Here is a 15,912-nt window from a genome sequence, read left to right as displayed (position 1 = left end):
GCGATTTACTCCTTCACATTCATCTCAATCAACACAAGGCCATGCGAGGCCTTGCACCAAGGGGCCGCTCAGCGCGGCACCAGGAACACCGATTTTTCTGACACATGGGCGGCGGCACCGATGGCCTGCACATCGAACTGAACGGCATGGGAGCCCGGGTTTGCCGAACCATACGGGATCTGCAAACGCACAGCCACCCAGCGCGACTCTGCGGGGCCGATGTCCACCTCGGCGTCCGAGGACACCTCCAGCCCCTCCAGCCCCCGTGCGCTGATGCGATAGCGCTGTTCACCTTCCGTCGCATTCATGATCTGCAGACGGTAGATGTTTTCCAGCTTGCCCCCAGCCACGATGCGCGAAAGCGCCGCACGGTCCCGCACCACATCAACCTTGAGCGGGGTGCGCACGACCAAGCTGGCCAGCATGGCTACGCACAAAGCCACCAGCACCGTGCTGTAAATCAGCACCCGGGGCCGCAGCACACGCCGCAGCATCTGCGACTGGGTCCACCGCTGGGCTACGCCGTTCTGGGTGGAGTAGCGGATCAGGCCCCGGGGGTACTGCATCTTGTCCATGACCGTGTTGCAGGCGTCCACACACAGGCCACAGCCGATGCACTCGTACTGCAGCCCCTTGCGAATGTCGATGCCCACGGGGCAGACCTGCACACACAGCGAGCAGTCAATGCAGTCACCCAACCCCTGCGCCTTGTAGTCGGTGTTCTTCTTGCGCGGGCCACGCTGCTCACCCCGCTCGGGGTCGTAGGTCACGATCAGCGTGTCCTTGTCGAACATGGCGCTCTGGAAGCGTGCGTATGGGCACATGTACTTGCAGACCTGCTCACGCATGTAGCCCGCGTTGCCATAGGTGGCAAAGCCGTAGAACAGCACCCAGAAAATCTGCCAGCCCCCCTGCAGCGCCAGCAACTCGCTGCCCAGCTCGCGAATGGGCACAAAGTACCCCACAAAGGTGAATCCGGTCCACAAGGCCACCGCCACCCACACCACCTGCTTGAAGAACTTCTTGCGGATCTTCTCGAAGGTCCAGGGCCCGTTGTCCAGCCGCAGCCGCGCACTGCGATCGCCTTCGATCTTGTGCTCGATCCACATGAACATCTCGGTGTAGACCGTCTGCGGGCAGGCAAAGCCACACCACAAACGCCCGGCCACCGCCGTGAAGAGGAACAGCGACAACGCCGAAATGATCAGCAGCCCCGTGAGGTAGATGAAGTCCTGCGGGTACAGCACCAACCCAAAGATGTAGAAGCGGCGCGCGCCCAGGTCAAACAGCACCATCTGGCGCTGTCCCCATTCAAACCAGGGCAGCCCATAAAACACGATCTGCGTGAGCAGCACCATGCCCCAGCGCCAGCGCGCAAACAGGCCACTGATGGAGCGTGGATAGATCTTTTTCTGCGCTTCGTACAGCGAGACGATCTCGCCCTGGGCAGACGGCTCGGACGCCACGGGTGCGATGGGAATGACCTTGCGAGCAGGCTCGCTGGGGGGCTTCATGGTGTCGATCTACTCACAAGGAGGTAAACAGCCTAACAACAAAGAAGCCAGGCAACCACCGCCAGATGCGGGCTGCCTGGCAGCATCGATCAACGCGCGGCAGCCGCCTGCTTGCCGTTCGACAAACCCCAGACATAGGCCGACAGGACCCCGATCTGGGCTTCCGTCAGCTTATCGGCCTGCGCAGGCATCTGGTTGACCTTGCCGTTGTTGATCATCGCGGTGATCGCCGCCTCGCCCCAGCCATGCAGCCAGATATCGTCCGTGAGGTTGGGGGCGCCCAGGGCCTGGTTGCCCTTGCCGTCCATGCCATGGCACGCAGCACACGCCGTGAACTTGGACTTGCCCAGCGAAGCACGCAGCGAGTCGTGCGGGCTGCCCGACAGGCTCAGCACGTAGTGCGACAGATTGCGCACATCTTCTGGCGAGCCCACAGCCGCGGCCATGGGTGGCATGTTGCCGATACGGCCCTTTTCCAGGGTCTCGCGGATCTTCTCGGGGGCACCGCCATGCAGCCAGTCACCGTCCGCCAGGTTGGGGAAGCCCTTGCTGCCACGCGCATCCGAGCCATGGCACTGCGCGCAGTTGTTCATGAACAGGCGCTCGCCAATCGCATGGGCCTGAGGGTCCTTGGCCATGTCCTCGGGCTTCATCGAGGCAAAACGGGCATACAGCGGCTCCAACTCGGTCTTGGCCTTGGCCATTTCGGCCTCGTACTCGCCCTTCTGGGTCCAGTTCAGCTTGCCAGTGAAACTGCCCAGGCCCGGGTAGGCCGCCAGGTAGCCAAGGCCGAAGACGATGGTGATGACAAACAGCCACACCCACCACCGTGGCAGGGGGTTGTTCATTTCGACCAGGTCCTCGTCCCAGACATGGCCCGTGGTGTTGTCGGCCGTGGCCATCACCTTCTTGCGGCCCGCCATCCAAAGCAGGATGCCGCAGGCGATGATGCCGACCAGTGTCAGCGCGGTCACAAAGACCGACCAGAAATTGCTGGTGAAGTCACTCATGGGATGTTCTCGTTCTGGTGAGGGTCAATCTTGTTCGAAGGGCAGTTGTGCTGCCTCGTCAAACCGGGACTTGTTGCGGCCCCGGTAGGCCCAGACCCAAATGCCAATGAAGCAGGCCATCGATGCCAGGGTGGCGACGATGCGCATGGTCGTGATGTCCATGGCCAATCTCCTTTACTTGAGCGCGCGGCCCATGACTTGCAGGTAGGCGATGAGGGCGTCCATTTCGGTCTTGCCCTTCACCTCGGCTGCAGCGGCAGTGATCTGCTCGTCGGTGTAAGGCACGCCCACCGTGCGCAGCGCCTTCATACGGGGCGCCACGCTGGCGGGGTCCACCACGCTCTTCTCCAGCCAGGGATAGGCGGGCATGTTGGACTCGGGCACCACGTCACGCGGGTTGTTCAGGTGAATGCGGTGCCATTCGTCGCTGTACTTGCCGCCCACGCGGTGCAGGTCGGGGCCCGTGCGCTTGCTGCCCCACTGGAAGGGGTGGTCGTACACAAACTCGCCTGCCACCGAGTAGTGGCCGTAGCGCAGCGTCTCGGCGCGGAAGGGGCGGATCATCTGCGAGTGGCAGTTGTAGCAACCCTCGCGGATATACACATCGCGCCCCACCAGCTGGGTGGCGGTGTAGGGCTCGACACCCTTCACAGCCTCGGTGGTGGACTTCTGGAAGAACAGGGGCACGATCTCCACCAGGCCGCCAATGGCGATCACCAGCAGGATCAGCACGATCATCAGGAAGTTGTTGGTCTCGACCTTCTCGTGCGAGAAGCCGGTGGAGGAAGATGAATTGTTGTTGGACATGAATTGACTCCTTCGGCTCAGGCGTGGGCGGCATTCACGGCAGGAATGGCCACCTTGACCGAACGGCCAGAGATCGCGGTCATCCACACGTTCCAGGCCATGATGACCATGCCTCCCAGGTACAGCAGGCCACCGGCCACACGGATCACGTAGAACGGATAGGTCGCCTTCACGCTCTCGACAAAGGTGTAGGTCAGCGTGCCGTCGGGGTTGATGGCGCGCCACATCAGGCCCTGCATCACACCGGCAATCCACATGGCGGCGATGTACAGCACGATGCCGATGGTGGCCATCCAGAAGTGCAGCTCGATCGCCTTGATGGAGTGCATCTTGTCGCGGCCGAACAGGCGCGGCACCAGGTAGTACAGCGAACCCATGGAGATCAGGCCCACCCAGCCCAGCGCACCAGAGTGCACGTGGCCCACGGTCCAGTCGGTGTAGTGGCTCAGGGCGTTGACGGTCTTGATGGACATCATCGGGCCTTCGAACGTGGACATGCCGTAGAACGACAGCGACACGATCAGGAAGCGCAGGATGGGGTCGTCACGCAGCTTGTGCCATGCGCCCGACAGGGTCATGACCCCGTTGATCATGCCGCCCCAGCTGGGTGCCAGCAGGATGAGCGAGAACACCATGCCCACCGATTGCGTCCAGTCGGGCAGCGCTGTGTAGTGCAGGTGGTGGGGGCCCGCCCACATGTAAGTGAAGATCAGCGCCCAGAAGTGCACGATCGACAGGCGATACGAATACACGGGGCGGCCAGCCTGCTTGGGGATGAAGTAATACATCATCCCCAGGAAGCCTGCGGTGAGGAAGAAGCCCACGGCGTTGTGGCCGTACCACCACTGCACCATGGCATCCTGCACACCAGCATAGGCCGAGTAGCTCTTCATGAAGCCCGCAGGAATCGCTGCACTGTTCACCAGGTGCAACAAGGCCACGGCCAGGATGAACGCGCCAAAGAACCAGTTGGCCACATAGATGTGCTTGACCTTGCGGGTACCGACGGTTCCAAAAAACACGATGGCGTAGGACACCCAGACCAGCGTGATCAGGACGTCAATGGGCCATTCGAGTTCGGCATATTCCTTGCCTTGGGTGTAGCCCATCGGCAAGCTGACCACAGCGGCCGCGATGACCAGCACCCAGCCCCAGAAAGTGAAAGCGGCCAACGGCCCGGCAAACAGCCGGACCTGGCAGGTGCGCTGTACCACGTAGTAGCTGGTGGCGAACAGGGCACTGCCGCCAAAACCGAAGATCACCGCATTGGTGTGCAAGGGGCGCAAGCGCCCATAACTGAGCCAGGGAATGCCAAAGTTGAGTTCTGGCCAGGCCAGCTGGGCGGCGATGACAACCCCCACCAGCATGCCAACCACCCCCACAACCACGGCCAAGATAGAAAACTGCCGCACGACCGTATCGTTGTAGTGCGCAGTCATAGTTTTTTGAGAATCCATCGGGCACCTCTTTGTATTGCAGTAAGAGTTTGTTGCAGAGCATCATTTCCGACATTGACACATGTCAATCGCTTCTGAGAATGCGCTCCCCTTCTTGCTCCACGCTCTCGAACTGGCCGTGGTAGACCGCCCACCACAGCCCGCCCAGGATCAGAAGCACGAGCAGCACAGACAGCGGGATCAGGAGATAAAGGATGTCCATCAGACGGGCTCCAGGGTTGTCTTGGGAAGGTTGGGAAGAGGCAGGGGCGCTTGTTGCGCCTTGCCCGCAGCGAGGGCCTCGGCATCCATACCAGCATCTGCACCCGCATCAACACCGGCCAGGGCGGGCAGCACAGGCAGGCCGCGCGCCAGCCGCGCGGCGTTGAGCACCACCAGCAGCGAACTCAGCGCCATGCCCAGCCCGGCCAGCCAGGCGGGCATCCAGCCCGCCACGGCCAGCGGCACACACAGTGCGTTGTAGCCCGCAGCCCACCACAGGTTCTGGCGCACCACCCGCAGCGTGCGGCGCGCCAGCAACACGGTCTGCGGCACCAGCGCCAGGCTGTCGCCCAGCACCACAAAATCCGCCCGCGACTGCGCCAGCGGCACGGCACGGCCAAACGCAAACGACACATGGGCCCCAGCCAGCACCGGGCCGTCGTTGAGGCCGTCGCCCACCATGGCCACCTGGTGCCCACCCGCCTGCAGCGCCCGCAGCGCCTCCAGCTTGCCATGGGGTGAACATTCGCCCTGCACCTGCGCAATGCCCGCCTGCGCGGCCACACGCTGCACGGCCCCCAGGCGGTCGCCAGACAGCAGCTGCACCGCCACGCCTTCTTGCTGCAGCGTGGCGACCACGGCCGGGGCCTCGCTGCGCAGGTCTTCCACCAGATCAAACCGGGCCAGCTCCAGCAGGGCGCCCTCGGACTCTTGCTCAAGCCCTTGCTCAACCCCTTGCGCCGACAGCACCACCTGCAGCGCGGCGGTGCCCTGCTGCGCTGCCACCCCAGCGTGGCGGGCCGAGCCCAGCCAGACCTTGCAATCGGGCACAACGCCCGTGTTGTCTGACACGGCAGCGCTCAGGCCCAGGCCCGCGTCCTCTTGCAGGTTGGCAACGCGCCAGCGCCCCTGCGGCGCTGGCACCGATGCCGAGGCAGCAGCCACCACCGCACGCGATGCGGGGTGCATGGAGTGGCGCGCCAGCGCGGCCGCCAGGCCCAGCACGTCATCGGCAGCCCAGCCCCGCGCGGTATGCACGGCCTGCAGCGCCATGCCGTCGCGGGTCAGGGTGCCGGTCTTGTCAAACACCAGGGTGTCCACCTGGGCCAGGGCCTCCAGCCCCTGCAGGTTGCGCACCAGCACCCCGTGGCGCGCCAGCGTGCCCGCTGCGGTGAGCATGGCCACCGGCGTGGCCAGCGACAGCGCACAGGGGCAGGTCACGATGAGCACGGCCACCGCCACCATGAGCGCATGCCCGGGGTCCGACGGCCACCACCACGCGGCGGCCAGCCCCGCTGCCAGCAGCACGGCCACCAGAAACGGCCGCGCAATGCGGTCGGCCAGCAAGGCCAGTCGGGGTTTTTGCAGCGATGCGCTTTCCATCAGCGCCACGATCTGCGCAAACCGGGTCTGCCCGCCCGTGCCCTCCACCCGCACTTCGACGGGTGACTGCAGGTTGTAGCTGCCCGCCGTGACATGGCTGCCCAGCGGGCGTGCCACGGGGGTGGATTCGCCGGTCAGCAGTGCCTCGTCGGCATGTGTATTGCCTGCGGTGATGCACCCGTCGGCCGGAAAAGCCTCGCCCGGCAGCACACGGATGGTGTCGCCCACCACCAGGCGGCGCGTGGCCACGCGGGCGAAGGTGCCCGTGGCGTTATCACGCCGCTCCACGCTGTCGGGCAGGCGGTTCATCACGGCCTCCAGCGCACCGGCCGTGCGGTCGCGCAGGCGCAGCTCCAGCCAGCGGCCGGTGAGCAGGAAGAACACGAACATGGTCAGGGAGTCGTAGTACACCTCCTTGCCAAAGATGCCGCTCGGGTCGAACGTGCCCGCCGTGCTGACCACAAAAGTGATTGCCATGCCCAGCGCCACCGGCAGGTCCATGCTCACGCGGCGCAGCCGCACATCGCGCAGTGCGCTGGCAAAGAAGGGGCCACACGAGAACACCACCATGGGCAGCGTGATGACCCAGGACGCCCAGCGCAACAGCTGCTCCATCTCGCCCGACAGGTCGCCGGGCTGCGCCACATACGCGGGCCACGCGTACATCATCACCTGCATCATGCAAAAGCCCGCCACCAGCCAGCGCCACAGGGCACGGCGGCTTTCGCGCTGGCGCTGCGCGCGGGCAAACGCATCCATGGCGGGCATGGCGCGGTAGCCCGCGTTCTGCACGGCTTTCATCCACTGCGAGGGCAGCACCCTGCCCGGCTGCCACACCACGCGGGCACGGCGCGTGGCCGCACTCACGTCGGCCTGCAGCACGCCAGGCACGGCGCGCAGGGCGTCTTCGATGGTGAGGGCGCAGGCGGCGCAGTGCATGCCCTCCAGCACCACATGCGAATCCCAGGTGCTGGCCTCGGGGCAGGCTTGCACCGCCTCCAAGGCGTGGGCGGGCAAGGGGCTGCCTGCAGGGGTGCAGGGGCGGCCAAACGCCAGCCATTCCTGCGGGTCGTCCAGCAACTGGGTGGGCGCGGCGGGCGATGAATCCGCCATGCCATCAGGCAGATGCGCCGGGGAAGCCACCGACGCATCGGGTCGAAACATTGACATGGTTCAAGCCTATCGTTGGGCCATGACAGGTACATTGACCTGCATCAAGTCCCGGAACATGATTCATCCTAAGCTTGATCCATCGTTTTGAGGAGACCTTTATGTACAAACGCATCCTGATCGCAACGGACGGCTCCCCCCTCTCGGACAAGGCCGTGGAACACGGGCTGTCGCTGGCCGCCCTCACCGGCGCCTCTGCGGTGGCCCTCAAGGTGGTGCCCCGCTACCCCCGCAGCTACTTTGAAGGTGGCATGCCAGTGGATGTGAACGATGTCAAACGCATCGAATCCCAGTGGGGCGATGCGGCCCAGGCCATGGTCGATGGCGTGAAGGCCCAGGGCGAGGCCCAGGGCGTGTCGGTCAAGCCCGTCATCGCCAAGTCCGACCTGGTGGCCGAGGCCATCATCTCCGCCGCCAAGAAGCACAAGTGCGACGTGATCGTGATGGCATCACACGGCCGCAAGGGCCTCAAGCGCCTGCTGCTGGGCAGCGAGACGCAGCATGTGCTGACGCACTCGCACATCCCGGTGCTGGTGCTGCGGTAAGAAAATTTGAGCAAAAACAGGCCCTACCGCGCACCCACAAAGCGGTAGAAGCTATCAAAATATGAGCAAAACAAATGGGGCCTGCGTGGCCCCATTTGTTTTTGTCTTGCCACCGGCCGTCTAGCCATCCAGCCGTCTGGCCATCAGGCAAACAGCCCCTTGTGCTGCTCGCGCAGCAGGTTCTTCTGCACCTTGCCCATGGTGTTGCGCGGCAGCTCGGGCACCACAAAACACTTCTTGGGAATCTTGAAGTTGGCCAGCTGCGACTTGAGCTGCGCCACGATGGCATCGGGGTTCAGGCTGGCGCCGGGCTTGGCAATCACCACCGCCACGCCCACCTCGCCAAAGTCGGGGTGGGGCACGCCCACCAGCGCACTCTCGGCCACGCCGGGCATGTCGTTGATGTAGCCCTCGATCTCGGCGGGGTAGACGTTGTAGCCGCCGCTGATGATCAGGTCCTTGCTGCGGCCCACGATGCTCACGTAGTCGCGCGCGTCCACCTTGCCCACGTCGCCGGTCTTGAACCAGCCGTCCTGGGTGAACTCTTCAGCTGTCTTCTCAGGCATGCGCCAGTAGCCCTTGAACACGTTGGGGCCCTTGACTTGGATAGAGCCGATCTCGCCCACGGGCAGCGGCTTGTTCGCGTCGTCCACCACACGCAGGCCTACGCCCGGCAGAGGGAAGCCCACGGTGGCGCCGCGCCGCTCGGTCTGCCCCGCGTGGCGCTTGTCGGCCGCGTAGGGGTTGGAGGTGAGCATGATGGTCTCGCTCATGCCGTAGCGCTCCAGGATGGTGTGGCCGGTGCGCTGCTGCCATTCGGTGAAAGTCTCGATCAGCAGTGGCGCGGAACCCGCAATGAACAGGCGCATGTTCTTGGCCGCCTCCTTGGTAAGCCCGGCCTCGGCCAGCAGGCGCACATACAGCGTGGGCACGCCCATGAAGACCGTGGCGCGCGGCATGGCGGCCAGCACGGCCTTGGGGTCGAACTTGGCGAACCAGATCATCTTGCTGCCGTTGATGAGCGCACCGTGGATGGCCACGAACAGGCCGTGCACGTGGAAGATCGGCAGCGCGTGGATCAGCACATCACCAGCCTTCCACCCCCAGTAGTCCTTCAAGGTCACCGCATTGCTGAGCAGGTTGCCGTGCGTGAGCATCGCGCCCTTGCTGCGGCCCGTGGTGCCGCTGGTGTAGAGGATGGCGGCCAGGTCGTCGGCCGACTTCTGCACCGGCGTGTGCACGTCGCTGTGGTGCGCCGCGCGCTCCAGCAGGCTGCCCGTGCGGTCATCGCCCAGCGTGAACACATGGCCCGTGCCCTGGGTGAAGGCGATCTTGCTCACCCAGCCAAAGTTGCCCGGGGTGCACACCACCACGCCCGGCTCCGCGTTGCCGATGAAGTATTCGATCTCGGCGCTCTGGTAGGCGGTGTTGAGCGGCAAAAACACATAGCCCGCGCGCAACGTGGCCAGGTACAGCACCATGGCCTCGACCGATTTCTCCACCTGCACGGCCACGCGGCTGCCCTCGGGCAGCTTCAGCGACGCCAGCAGGTTGGCCATGCGGGCGCTGGCGCGGTCCAGGTCGCCCCAGGTGTAGAACAGGGGTGAGCCATCGGGCGCCGTGGTCTCCACGGCGGTGCTCGACAGGTCGGCAGGGAAGGCTGCGCGCAGGGCGCTGAAGAGGTTCTGTTGGCTCATGGCTTGGGCTTGGCTTTTTTGAAACAAGGAAGAAGACGAAAGACAGGGCCCGCGGCGGTCCAGTCAAAACACCGGCGGGCGCTTGTCCAGGAATGCGGTGATGCCCTCGCGGTGCTCGGCGCTGTTCGCATAGCCATAGGGGTCGGGCACACCGTTCACTATGCTTTCGATAGCTGAAAACTCTTTACTGTTGCGCGCAGAGGGCGTTTTTAATGCCCTGAATGTCTGTTTGTTCATGCGCGCGGCCTGCGGGGCGAGCGCCGCCACCCGCTGCGCACTGCCCAGGGCGTCGGTGGCCACCATGTCGTCGGCCACCACCCGGCTCAGAAAACCACGCGCCAGCATGTCGGGGGCGCTGAAGGTGGCGGCCTCCAGCAGCATCTGGCGCGCCACCACCTCGCCCACCGCGCCTGCCACCAGCTGCGCCTCGCGCGGGGCCATGGGAAAGCCGAGCTTGGCGATGGGGGCACCAAAACGGGCAGCGCTGCCCGCAATGCGGATGTCGCAGCAGCTCGCAATCTCTACCCCCGCGCCCATGCAGGCCCCGCGGATGCTGGCCACGATGGGCACATCGCAGGCCAGCATGGCGTGGAGCCCGCCCCACACGTCGTTTTCATGGAAGTCACGCAAGGCGGCGGCGTCAAAACGGAAGGCGGGATATTCAGAGATATCCCCGCCCGCGCAGAACGCGCCGCCATCGCCCTCGATGAGCACACAGCGTGCGTCCGCACTGCGCTGAACACCCTCAAACACAGCGCGCAACTCGCGCCACATGGCGCGCGACATGGCGTTGAGCCGCCCCTCGTGGCGCAGCACAACATGCACCACGCCCCCCTCGCCCTGGCGGGCCGTGACTTCACCTGGCATGGCGCCCCTCAGTCCAGCTTGACGCCGGCGGCCTTCACCACCTGCGCCCAGCGTTTGACCTCGCCGCTGACCATCTTGCCGAAGTCCTGCGGGCTCTGCGTGCCGAACTCGGCGCCATTGCCCGCCCAGATGGTCTTGATTTCTTCCGACTGGCCAAGCTTGCGCACCTCTTCCACGATGCGCGCCTGCACGTCGGCGGGTGTGCCCTTGGGCGTCCACAGGCCATACCAGGTGGTGACCGTGTAATCGGGCAGCCCCACCTCGGCAGCACAAGGCACATCGGGGAAGGCCGGGTTGCGCTTGGCGCCCGCCACCATCAGCGCCTTGATGCGCCCGCCCTTGATGTGCCCGGCGGACGAGCCCAGGCCGTCAAACATCATGTCCACCTGCCCGCCCACCAGATCCGCCAGCGCCGGGCCCGCACCCCGGTAAGGGATGTGGGTGATGAAGGTCTTGGACTGGATCTTGAACAGCTCCCCCGCCAGATGGTGCGAGCTGCCCGAACCCGCCGAGCCGTAGTTGAACTTGGCCGGGTTGGCACGCACCAGGGCCAGAAACTCGCGGAAGTCCTTGACCGGCATGTTCTTGGGGTTGACCACCAGCACCTGGGGCACGCTGGCCAGCAGGGCCAGCGGAACGAAGTCTTTCTCCAGGTCGTAGTCGAGCTTGGGGTAGACGGAGGGCGCAATCACGTGGTGCGCGCCGCCCATGAACAGCGTGTAGCCGTCGCCCGGCGCCTTGGCGGCAAAACTGGCGCCCACGTTACCGCCCGCGCCGCCCCGGTTGTCGATCACCAGCGTCTTGCCGGTGGTCTTGGCAAACTGCGCTGCCAGCGGGCGCGCAAACGTGTCGGTGCCACCCCCGGCCGGAAACGGCACCACCAGGTTCACCGGCTTGGCGGGCCAGGCCGAGACCTGCGCCCAGCTGCTACCGCTGGCCAGGCCGAGGCCCGCAGCCGCCGCGCCCAGCAGCACATCCCGGCGTTGAATTCGCGATGGGTTTCTATTCATTCGCTTGTCTCCTGTCGTTGTAAAAATCATTGTCGGCAACGCAGGCCGGGCGCCATGTGGCGCACCGGTCCGCGCTCTGCCATTCCTTCACTCACTCACCTGCTCACGCACTTACCGATCAACTCACAACTCACTCAAACTCTTGGCCACCCTGTGCACTCACTCAGTCGCGGCACAGGCTGTCGATGTCGCCCGACACCGGCACCTTGCCCTGCGCCAGCAGGCTGCGGTGCTTGTCGATGCGCTTCAAGTCATACAGGTAATTCACCATCAGCCCGTACGACTGCTTCTGCCCCTTGGACGACGGATCACCCGCCCAGTTGAGGCGCTCTACCCGTGCACCGTTGCCCAGGTGGAAGCGGGCCACCGGATCCACCGGCTTGCCCTCCTGCATCTCGCGGCCCAGATAGTACGCGGCGCATTCCAGCAGCATCTGGCGGACGGGCGACTTGGCATCCAGCTCCAGCGCCTTGTCGATGGCGCCCAGCAAGTGCGTGGCCTGCGGCGGCTCAAAACCCACGGCGCGGCCCAGCTCGGCTCGGCGCTTGTCGTCCAGGCGCTCCAGCATGGTGCCCGCATGTTTGGAAAGCCAGGCGCGGAAACCCGGGATGGGCGACAGCGTGGCAAAGGTGCGCAGGCGCGGAAACTCGGCCGTGAGTGTCTCCACCACATGCTTGATGAGCGAGTCGCCAAAGCTCACGCCGCGCAGGCCCGTCTGCGTGTTGCTGATCGAATAGAAGATGGCCGTGGTGGCGCGGGTGATGTCCACCGGCGCAGCGGCCTCGTCCAGCAGGGGCGTGATGCTGGCCGAGATCTTGTCCACCAGCGCCACCTCCACAAAAATCAGCGGCTCGTTGGGCAGGCGGGGGTGGAAGAAGCCGTAGCAGCGGCGGTCGCTGTCCAGGCGGTTCTTCAGGTCGGCCCAGCTGCGGATGTCGTGCACCGCCTCGTACTTGATGAGCTTTTCGAGCAGCGACGCGGGCGAATCCCACGACAGGCTGCGCAGCTCCAGAAAGGCCACATCGAACCAGGTCGAGAACAGGTGCTCCAGCTCGGCATCGAGCGCCAGCAAGCGCTTGTCGGCCTTGAGCAGCGGCAGGATCTCGGCGCGCATGTCCACCAGAAACCGCATGCCTTCGGGGAACGCCGAGAACCGCTGCAGCAGCCGCGTGCGCGGCGACACCAGCGCGCGGCGCAGGCTGATCTCGGCCTGGCCCTCCTCGGCCGTGCCCGCCGCCGCCTCATAGCGCTGGCGGGCCGACTTGAAGCGCGTGGCATCGGGCGCGAACTGCTCGCACATCAGCAGCCACATGTCGCGCCGCTCCTCCAGCTCGGCCTTGGCATACCAATCGGCCACGGCCTGCGCGCGGCGCCCGCCTTCGATCTCGCTCACCTGCGGGGCCACCACCTCCTGCAGATCGGCCAGCAGACGGCGCAGCGCGCGGGGCGACAGCGCCTCCTGCCCCCGGCGCAGCGTGGCCTGCAGCCGCTCGTTGGTAGAGCGTGGCACGGCCACCTTGGCCACCACATCGGTCACGGATTTGTCGAGGGCCGACTTGGCCAGCTTGTCACCGCCCTTGTCGGCGGCGGGGGCACTGGTGCGCAGGCGCGACACGCTGCGGGTGATCCATTCGGGGGTGCTGTTCATCATGGTGTCAACCTCGATTGCTGATTGCGGGCGATGTCGCGCAGCGCATCGCGCTGGCGCAACAGATGGGTGCGCATGGCCTCTTCGGCGGCTTCCGAGTCACGCGCCTTGAGGGCGGCAAACACGGCCAGGTGTTCGGCCAGGCTTTGCTGCAGGCGGCCCGGGGCATGCAGCGTCTGGTGGCGCGCCAGGCGCAGGATCTTGCGCAGGTCGCCAATCACCTGGGCCAGCCAGCGGTTGTCGGCCAGCGTGATGAAGGCCTCGTGGATGGCGTAGTTGGCCTCGTAGTAATCGGTGATGCGACCTTCGGCCGCGCACTGCTGCAGCCGCTGGTGCAGCAGCTCCAGCGCCGCCACATCGGCCCCGCTCGCCTTGTGCGTGGCCTCATGCGCCGCGCGGCCTTCCAGCAGCGCAATCACCGGGAACAGGTCGTCCAGGTCCTTGTCAGTGATCTCGGCCACAAAGCAGCCCCGGCGCGGCTCGTGGCGCAGCAGCCCCTCGGCCACCAGCACCTTGAGCGCCTCGCGCAGCGGCGTGCGCGAGATTTCAAGCCGCTCGCACAGTGCGGCCTCGTCCAGAAAACTACCGGGCCGCAGGTCCCCCGCAAAAATCTGATCCCGCAGCCGCGAGGCGACTTCATCGTGCAGGGAATTCGGAACGGGACGCATGGTAGGCTGGGCTCCAGGGTCATCGACCCACTGGGGTACTCGGTTGATCGCTTGATTCCTCTGGCGCATACAGACCGGAAGAAGCCACCGCAGACACCCAACGGCTTGCCCCACCTTTACTGCTCGCAACACACCGTTAAATGCTGGCTACCGGGTGCATCACTTCGCCATGCACGTAATTTCTCATAATTATGCAAAATAACAAGAGAAAACTGCGGATTGAAGGGTTCGGTTACACAAAAGTGGGGGATTGCGGCGGCGGAGCAACGTGGGGGTGCGGGCTGGGCGGAGCTGGACGCCCAAAAAACGCCAATCACAGCGCTCCGATCCAGTGACAGGACTGACCCCCACCTCATCGCGCCCCAGTCTGCTGACGGCAGGCATCATCCAGCGTTGCGCAAAAAAATAGCCCGCACTGGGCGGGCTAAATTTTGCATATCTCGATGCTTCGTGGGATCGAACCGTCAGAATTAACGGCATCGAGATGGTATGGCCGCAATTGCCAGACAACAAAGATCGCAGGCTGCGAAGCGTGACATATGCCTCACTTTGCCTCGTCCGCACGACCTGGTGCGATGACAGCGGCTTCCGGCGGGTTGCCCTGTCAGTCCATGCCGATCCGAGGGAAGCAAGCACACAGCAGGCAGAGCAGTTGTCGCAGGCTCGGGCGGACTACATCAGTCGGCTTGTGGTCGGCCTGGGCGTTCCCGCTTCCAACATTTGTATGCGCGCGCAGGGCGCACGCCAGCCCGTTGCAGAACCACCAAGCCCCAAAAACATCAGGGTCGAGATGGTGGTCAGTTGCCTGAATCCCCAAAGGCCCTTCTGCGAGTGATGCGCATGGGGGCTGACTAAGTGCCGTGGGGCAGTGACGGGGCCCCGGTGCAGCAACCGTCCGGTCAGGCAGACGCCGCGTATCTGCGAGGGACCTCGGAGAATTTTCAAAACCCGCAGTCCGAACCAACCTACTCCACCTCCGCAAACCCCACCACCAGGTGATCAATCCACACCCGCAGCTTGGCGGGCAAAAACCGATTGGGCGGGTACAGCAGCCAGGCCGTGCCTGCATACGAGGTTTTGTGCTGCCAGTCCGGCAACACGGCCACCAGATCACACCGCTCCAGCGCCGCGCGCGCAGCAAAGCCGGGCAGGCTGGCAATGCCCAGGTGGCTCAAAGCCGCCTCCAGCCGCACCTCACTGTGGTTGGCCACATAGCGGCCACGCACGGCCACGGTGGCTGCTTCACCCGCGCGCTCAAACCGCCAGTGCCGGTCGCGCTCGTCCTCGCCCAGGGTGATGCAGGCGTGCTGCTCCAGATCGCGCGGGTGCTGGGGGTGGCCGCGCTCCGCCAGGTATTGGGGGCTGGCGCAGATGCAGTGGTGCAAGCTGGCCAGCGGCCGCCCCGCCAGGCCGGGGGGCGGGGTGTCGGTCACGCGCAGGGCCAGATCGATGGATTCCTCGAACAGGTCCACCGTGCGGTCGGTGATGAGCAGCTGCACATCCACCTCGGGGTACTTTTGCAAAAACGGTAGCACCAGCGGGTGCACCAGCTGGCGCCCCACGGCCTTGGGCATGCTCATGCGCACCAAGCCCGAGGGCGCGGCAGAGTGAGTGTCGCTCAGCGCCCACACCTCGCGCGCGGCGGCCACCATGGCCTGGCAGCGGCTGTAGGCGGCGGACCCGGCGTCGGTGAGCTTGAGCTTGCGGGTGGTGCGCTCCAGCAGGCGCACACGCAGCGTGCCTTCCAGCCGCGCCACCTGGCGGCTCACGGCCGACGGGGTGATGCCCAGCTGCCGCGCAGCCTCCGAAAAGCTGCCCGCGTCCACCACGCGCGCAAACACCGCCATGTCGGGCAGGCTGTCGAGGGGTTGATTGATGCTCATTGCGCACAAGTGCTGTTCTTGGATGGCGATTATCACCATGCACGCGCAAATC

Annotated in this window: 14 protein-coding genes; 1 reads left to right on the top strand and 13 read right to left on the bottom strand. The window is 65.1% G+C overall.

The window, feature by feature from the left end; all coding sequences use genetic code 11:
• Window positions 1–68 precede the first annotated feature (68 nt).
• From ccoG to A1D30_RS16545, 7 genes are all read right to left on the bottom strand, one after another.
• Window positions 69–1,514, bottom strand: a complete 1,446-nt coding sequence (gene ccoG / locus A1D30_RS16575) for a cytochrome c oxidase accessory protein CcoG (RefSeq protein ID WP_063461827.1) — start codon at window positions 1,512–1,514, stop codon at window positions 69–71.
• A gap of 89 nt (window positions 1,515–1,603) precedes the next feature.
• Complete coding sequence (gene ccoP, locus A1D30_RS16570; RefSeq protein ID WP_063461826.1) at window positions 1,604–2,524, bottom strand: cytochrome-c oxidase, cbb3-type subunit III; 921 nt, start codon at window positions 2,522–2,524, stop codon at window positions 1,604–1,606.
• 24 nt (window positions 2,525–2,548) lie between these two features.
• On the bottom strand, window positions 2,549–2,686 hold the full coding sequence (locus A1D30_RS16565) for a cbb3-type cytochrome c oxidase subunit 3 (RefSeq protein WP_063461825.1): 138 nt from the start codon (window positions 2,684–2,686) through the stop codon (window positions 2,549–2,551).
• A 12-nt stretch (window positions 2,687–2,698) separates the two neighbouring features.
• Window positions 2,699–3,331, bottom strand: a complete 633-nt coding sequence (gene ccoO / locus A1D30_RS16560) for a cytochrome-c oxidase, cbb3-type subunit II (RefSeq protein ID WP_063461824.1) — start codon at window positions 3,329–3,331, stop codon at window positions 2,699–2,701.
• Between the two features lie 17 nt (window positions 3,332–3,348).
• A complete protein-coding gene (gene ccoN / locus A1D30_RS16555) occupies window positions 3,349–4,788 on the bottom strand; it encodes a cytochrome-c oxidase, cbb3-type subunit I (RefSeq protein ID WP_063461823.1) in 1,440 nt (479 codons plus the stop codon).
• A 64-nt stretch (window positions 4,789–4,852) separates the two neighbouring features.
• Complete coding sequence (gene ccoS, locus A1D30_RS16550) at window positions 4,853–4,990, bottom strand: cbb3-type cytochrome oxidase assembly protein CcoS (protein WP_063461822.1); 138 nt, start codon at window positions 4,988–4,990, stop codon at window positions 4,853–4,855.
• The gene (locus tag A1D30_RS16545; RefSeq protein WP_063461821.1) at window positions 4,990–7,485 is read right to left on the bottom strand and encodes a cation-translocating P-type ATPase; all 2,496 of its coding nucleotides are present in this window, start codon (window positions 7,483–7,485) and stop codon (window positions 4,990–4,992) included. The genes ccoS and A1D30_RS16545 overlap by 1 nt, the downstream gene beginning before the upstream one ends.
• 158 nt (window positions 7,486–7,643) lie before the next feature.
• Here A1D30_RS16545 and A1D30_RS16540 point away from each other — a divergent pair, with 158 nt between their 5' ends.
• Complete coding sequence (locus tag A1D30_RS16540) at window positions 7,644–8,087, top strand: universal stress protein (RefSeq protein ID WP_063461820.1); 444 nt, start codon at window positions 7,644–7,646, stop codon at window positions 8,085–8,087.
• Window positions 8,088–8,230: 143 nt separating this feature from the next.
• Here the strand turns inward: A1D30_RS16540 and A1D30_RS16535 are convergent, their stop codons facing one another.
• From A1D30_RS16535 to A1D30_RS16510, 6 genes are all read right to left on the bottom strand, one after another.
• On the bottom strand, window positions 8,231–9,784 hold the full coding sequence (locus A1D30_RS16535) for a malonyl-CoA synthase (protein ID WP_063461819.1): 1,554 nt from the start codon (window positions 9,782–9,784) through the stop codon (window positions 8,231–8,233).
• Window positions 9,785–9,847: 63 nt separating this feature from the next.
• Window positions 9,848–10,651: an enoyl-CoA hydratase/isomerase family protein gene (locus A1D30_RS16530; RefSeq protein ID WP_063461818.1), complete on the bottom strand. Its 804-nt coding sequence runs from the start codon at window positions 10,649–10,651 to the stop codon at window positions 9,848–9,850.
• Between the two features lie 8 nt (window positions 10,652–10,659).
• Window positions 10,660–11,661, bottom strand: coding sequence for a tripartite tricarboxylate transporter substrate binding protein (locus tag A1D30_RS16525; protein ID WP_063461817.1), 1,002 nt, complete (start codon window positions 11,659–11,661; stop codon window positions 10,660–10,662).
• Window positions 11,662–11,824: 163 nt separating this feature from the next.
• Window positions 11,825–13,309, bottom strand: coding sequence for a malonyl-CoA decarboxylase (locus A1D30_RS16520; RefSeq protein ID WP_063461816.1), 1,485 nt, complete (start codon window positions 13,307–13,309; stop codon window positions 11,825–11,827).
• Window positions 13,309–13,977: a GntR family transcriptional regulator gene (locus A1D30_RS16515; RefSeq protein ID WP_063461815.1), complete on the bottom strand. Its 669-nt coding sequence runs from the start codon at window positions 13,975–13,977 to the stop codon at window positions 13,309–13,311. The genes A1D30_RS16520 and A1D30_RS16515 overlap by 1 nt, the downstream gene beginning before the upstream one ends.
• A gap of 965 nt (window positions 13,978–14,942) precedes the next feature.
• A complete protein-coding gene (locus tag A1D30_RS16510) occupies window positions 14,943–15,860 on the bottom strand; it encodes a LysR family transcriptional regulator (protein WP_063461814.1) in 918 nt (305 codons plus the stop codon).
• Window positions 15,861–15,912: the final 52 nt, after the last annotated feature.

Origin of the sequence: Acidovorax sp. GW101-3H11 (assembly GCF_001633105.1) — a bacterium.
GTDB lineage: Bacteria > Pseudomonadota > Gammaproteobacteria > Burkholderiales > Burkholderiaceae_C > Acidovorax.
The sequence above is the reverse complement of the archived record's forward strand: the minus strand, read 5'-3'. Positions and strand labels throughout refer to the sequence as shown.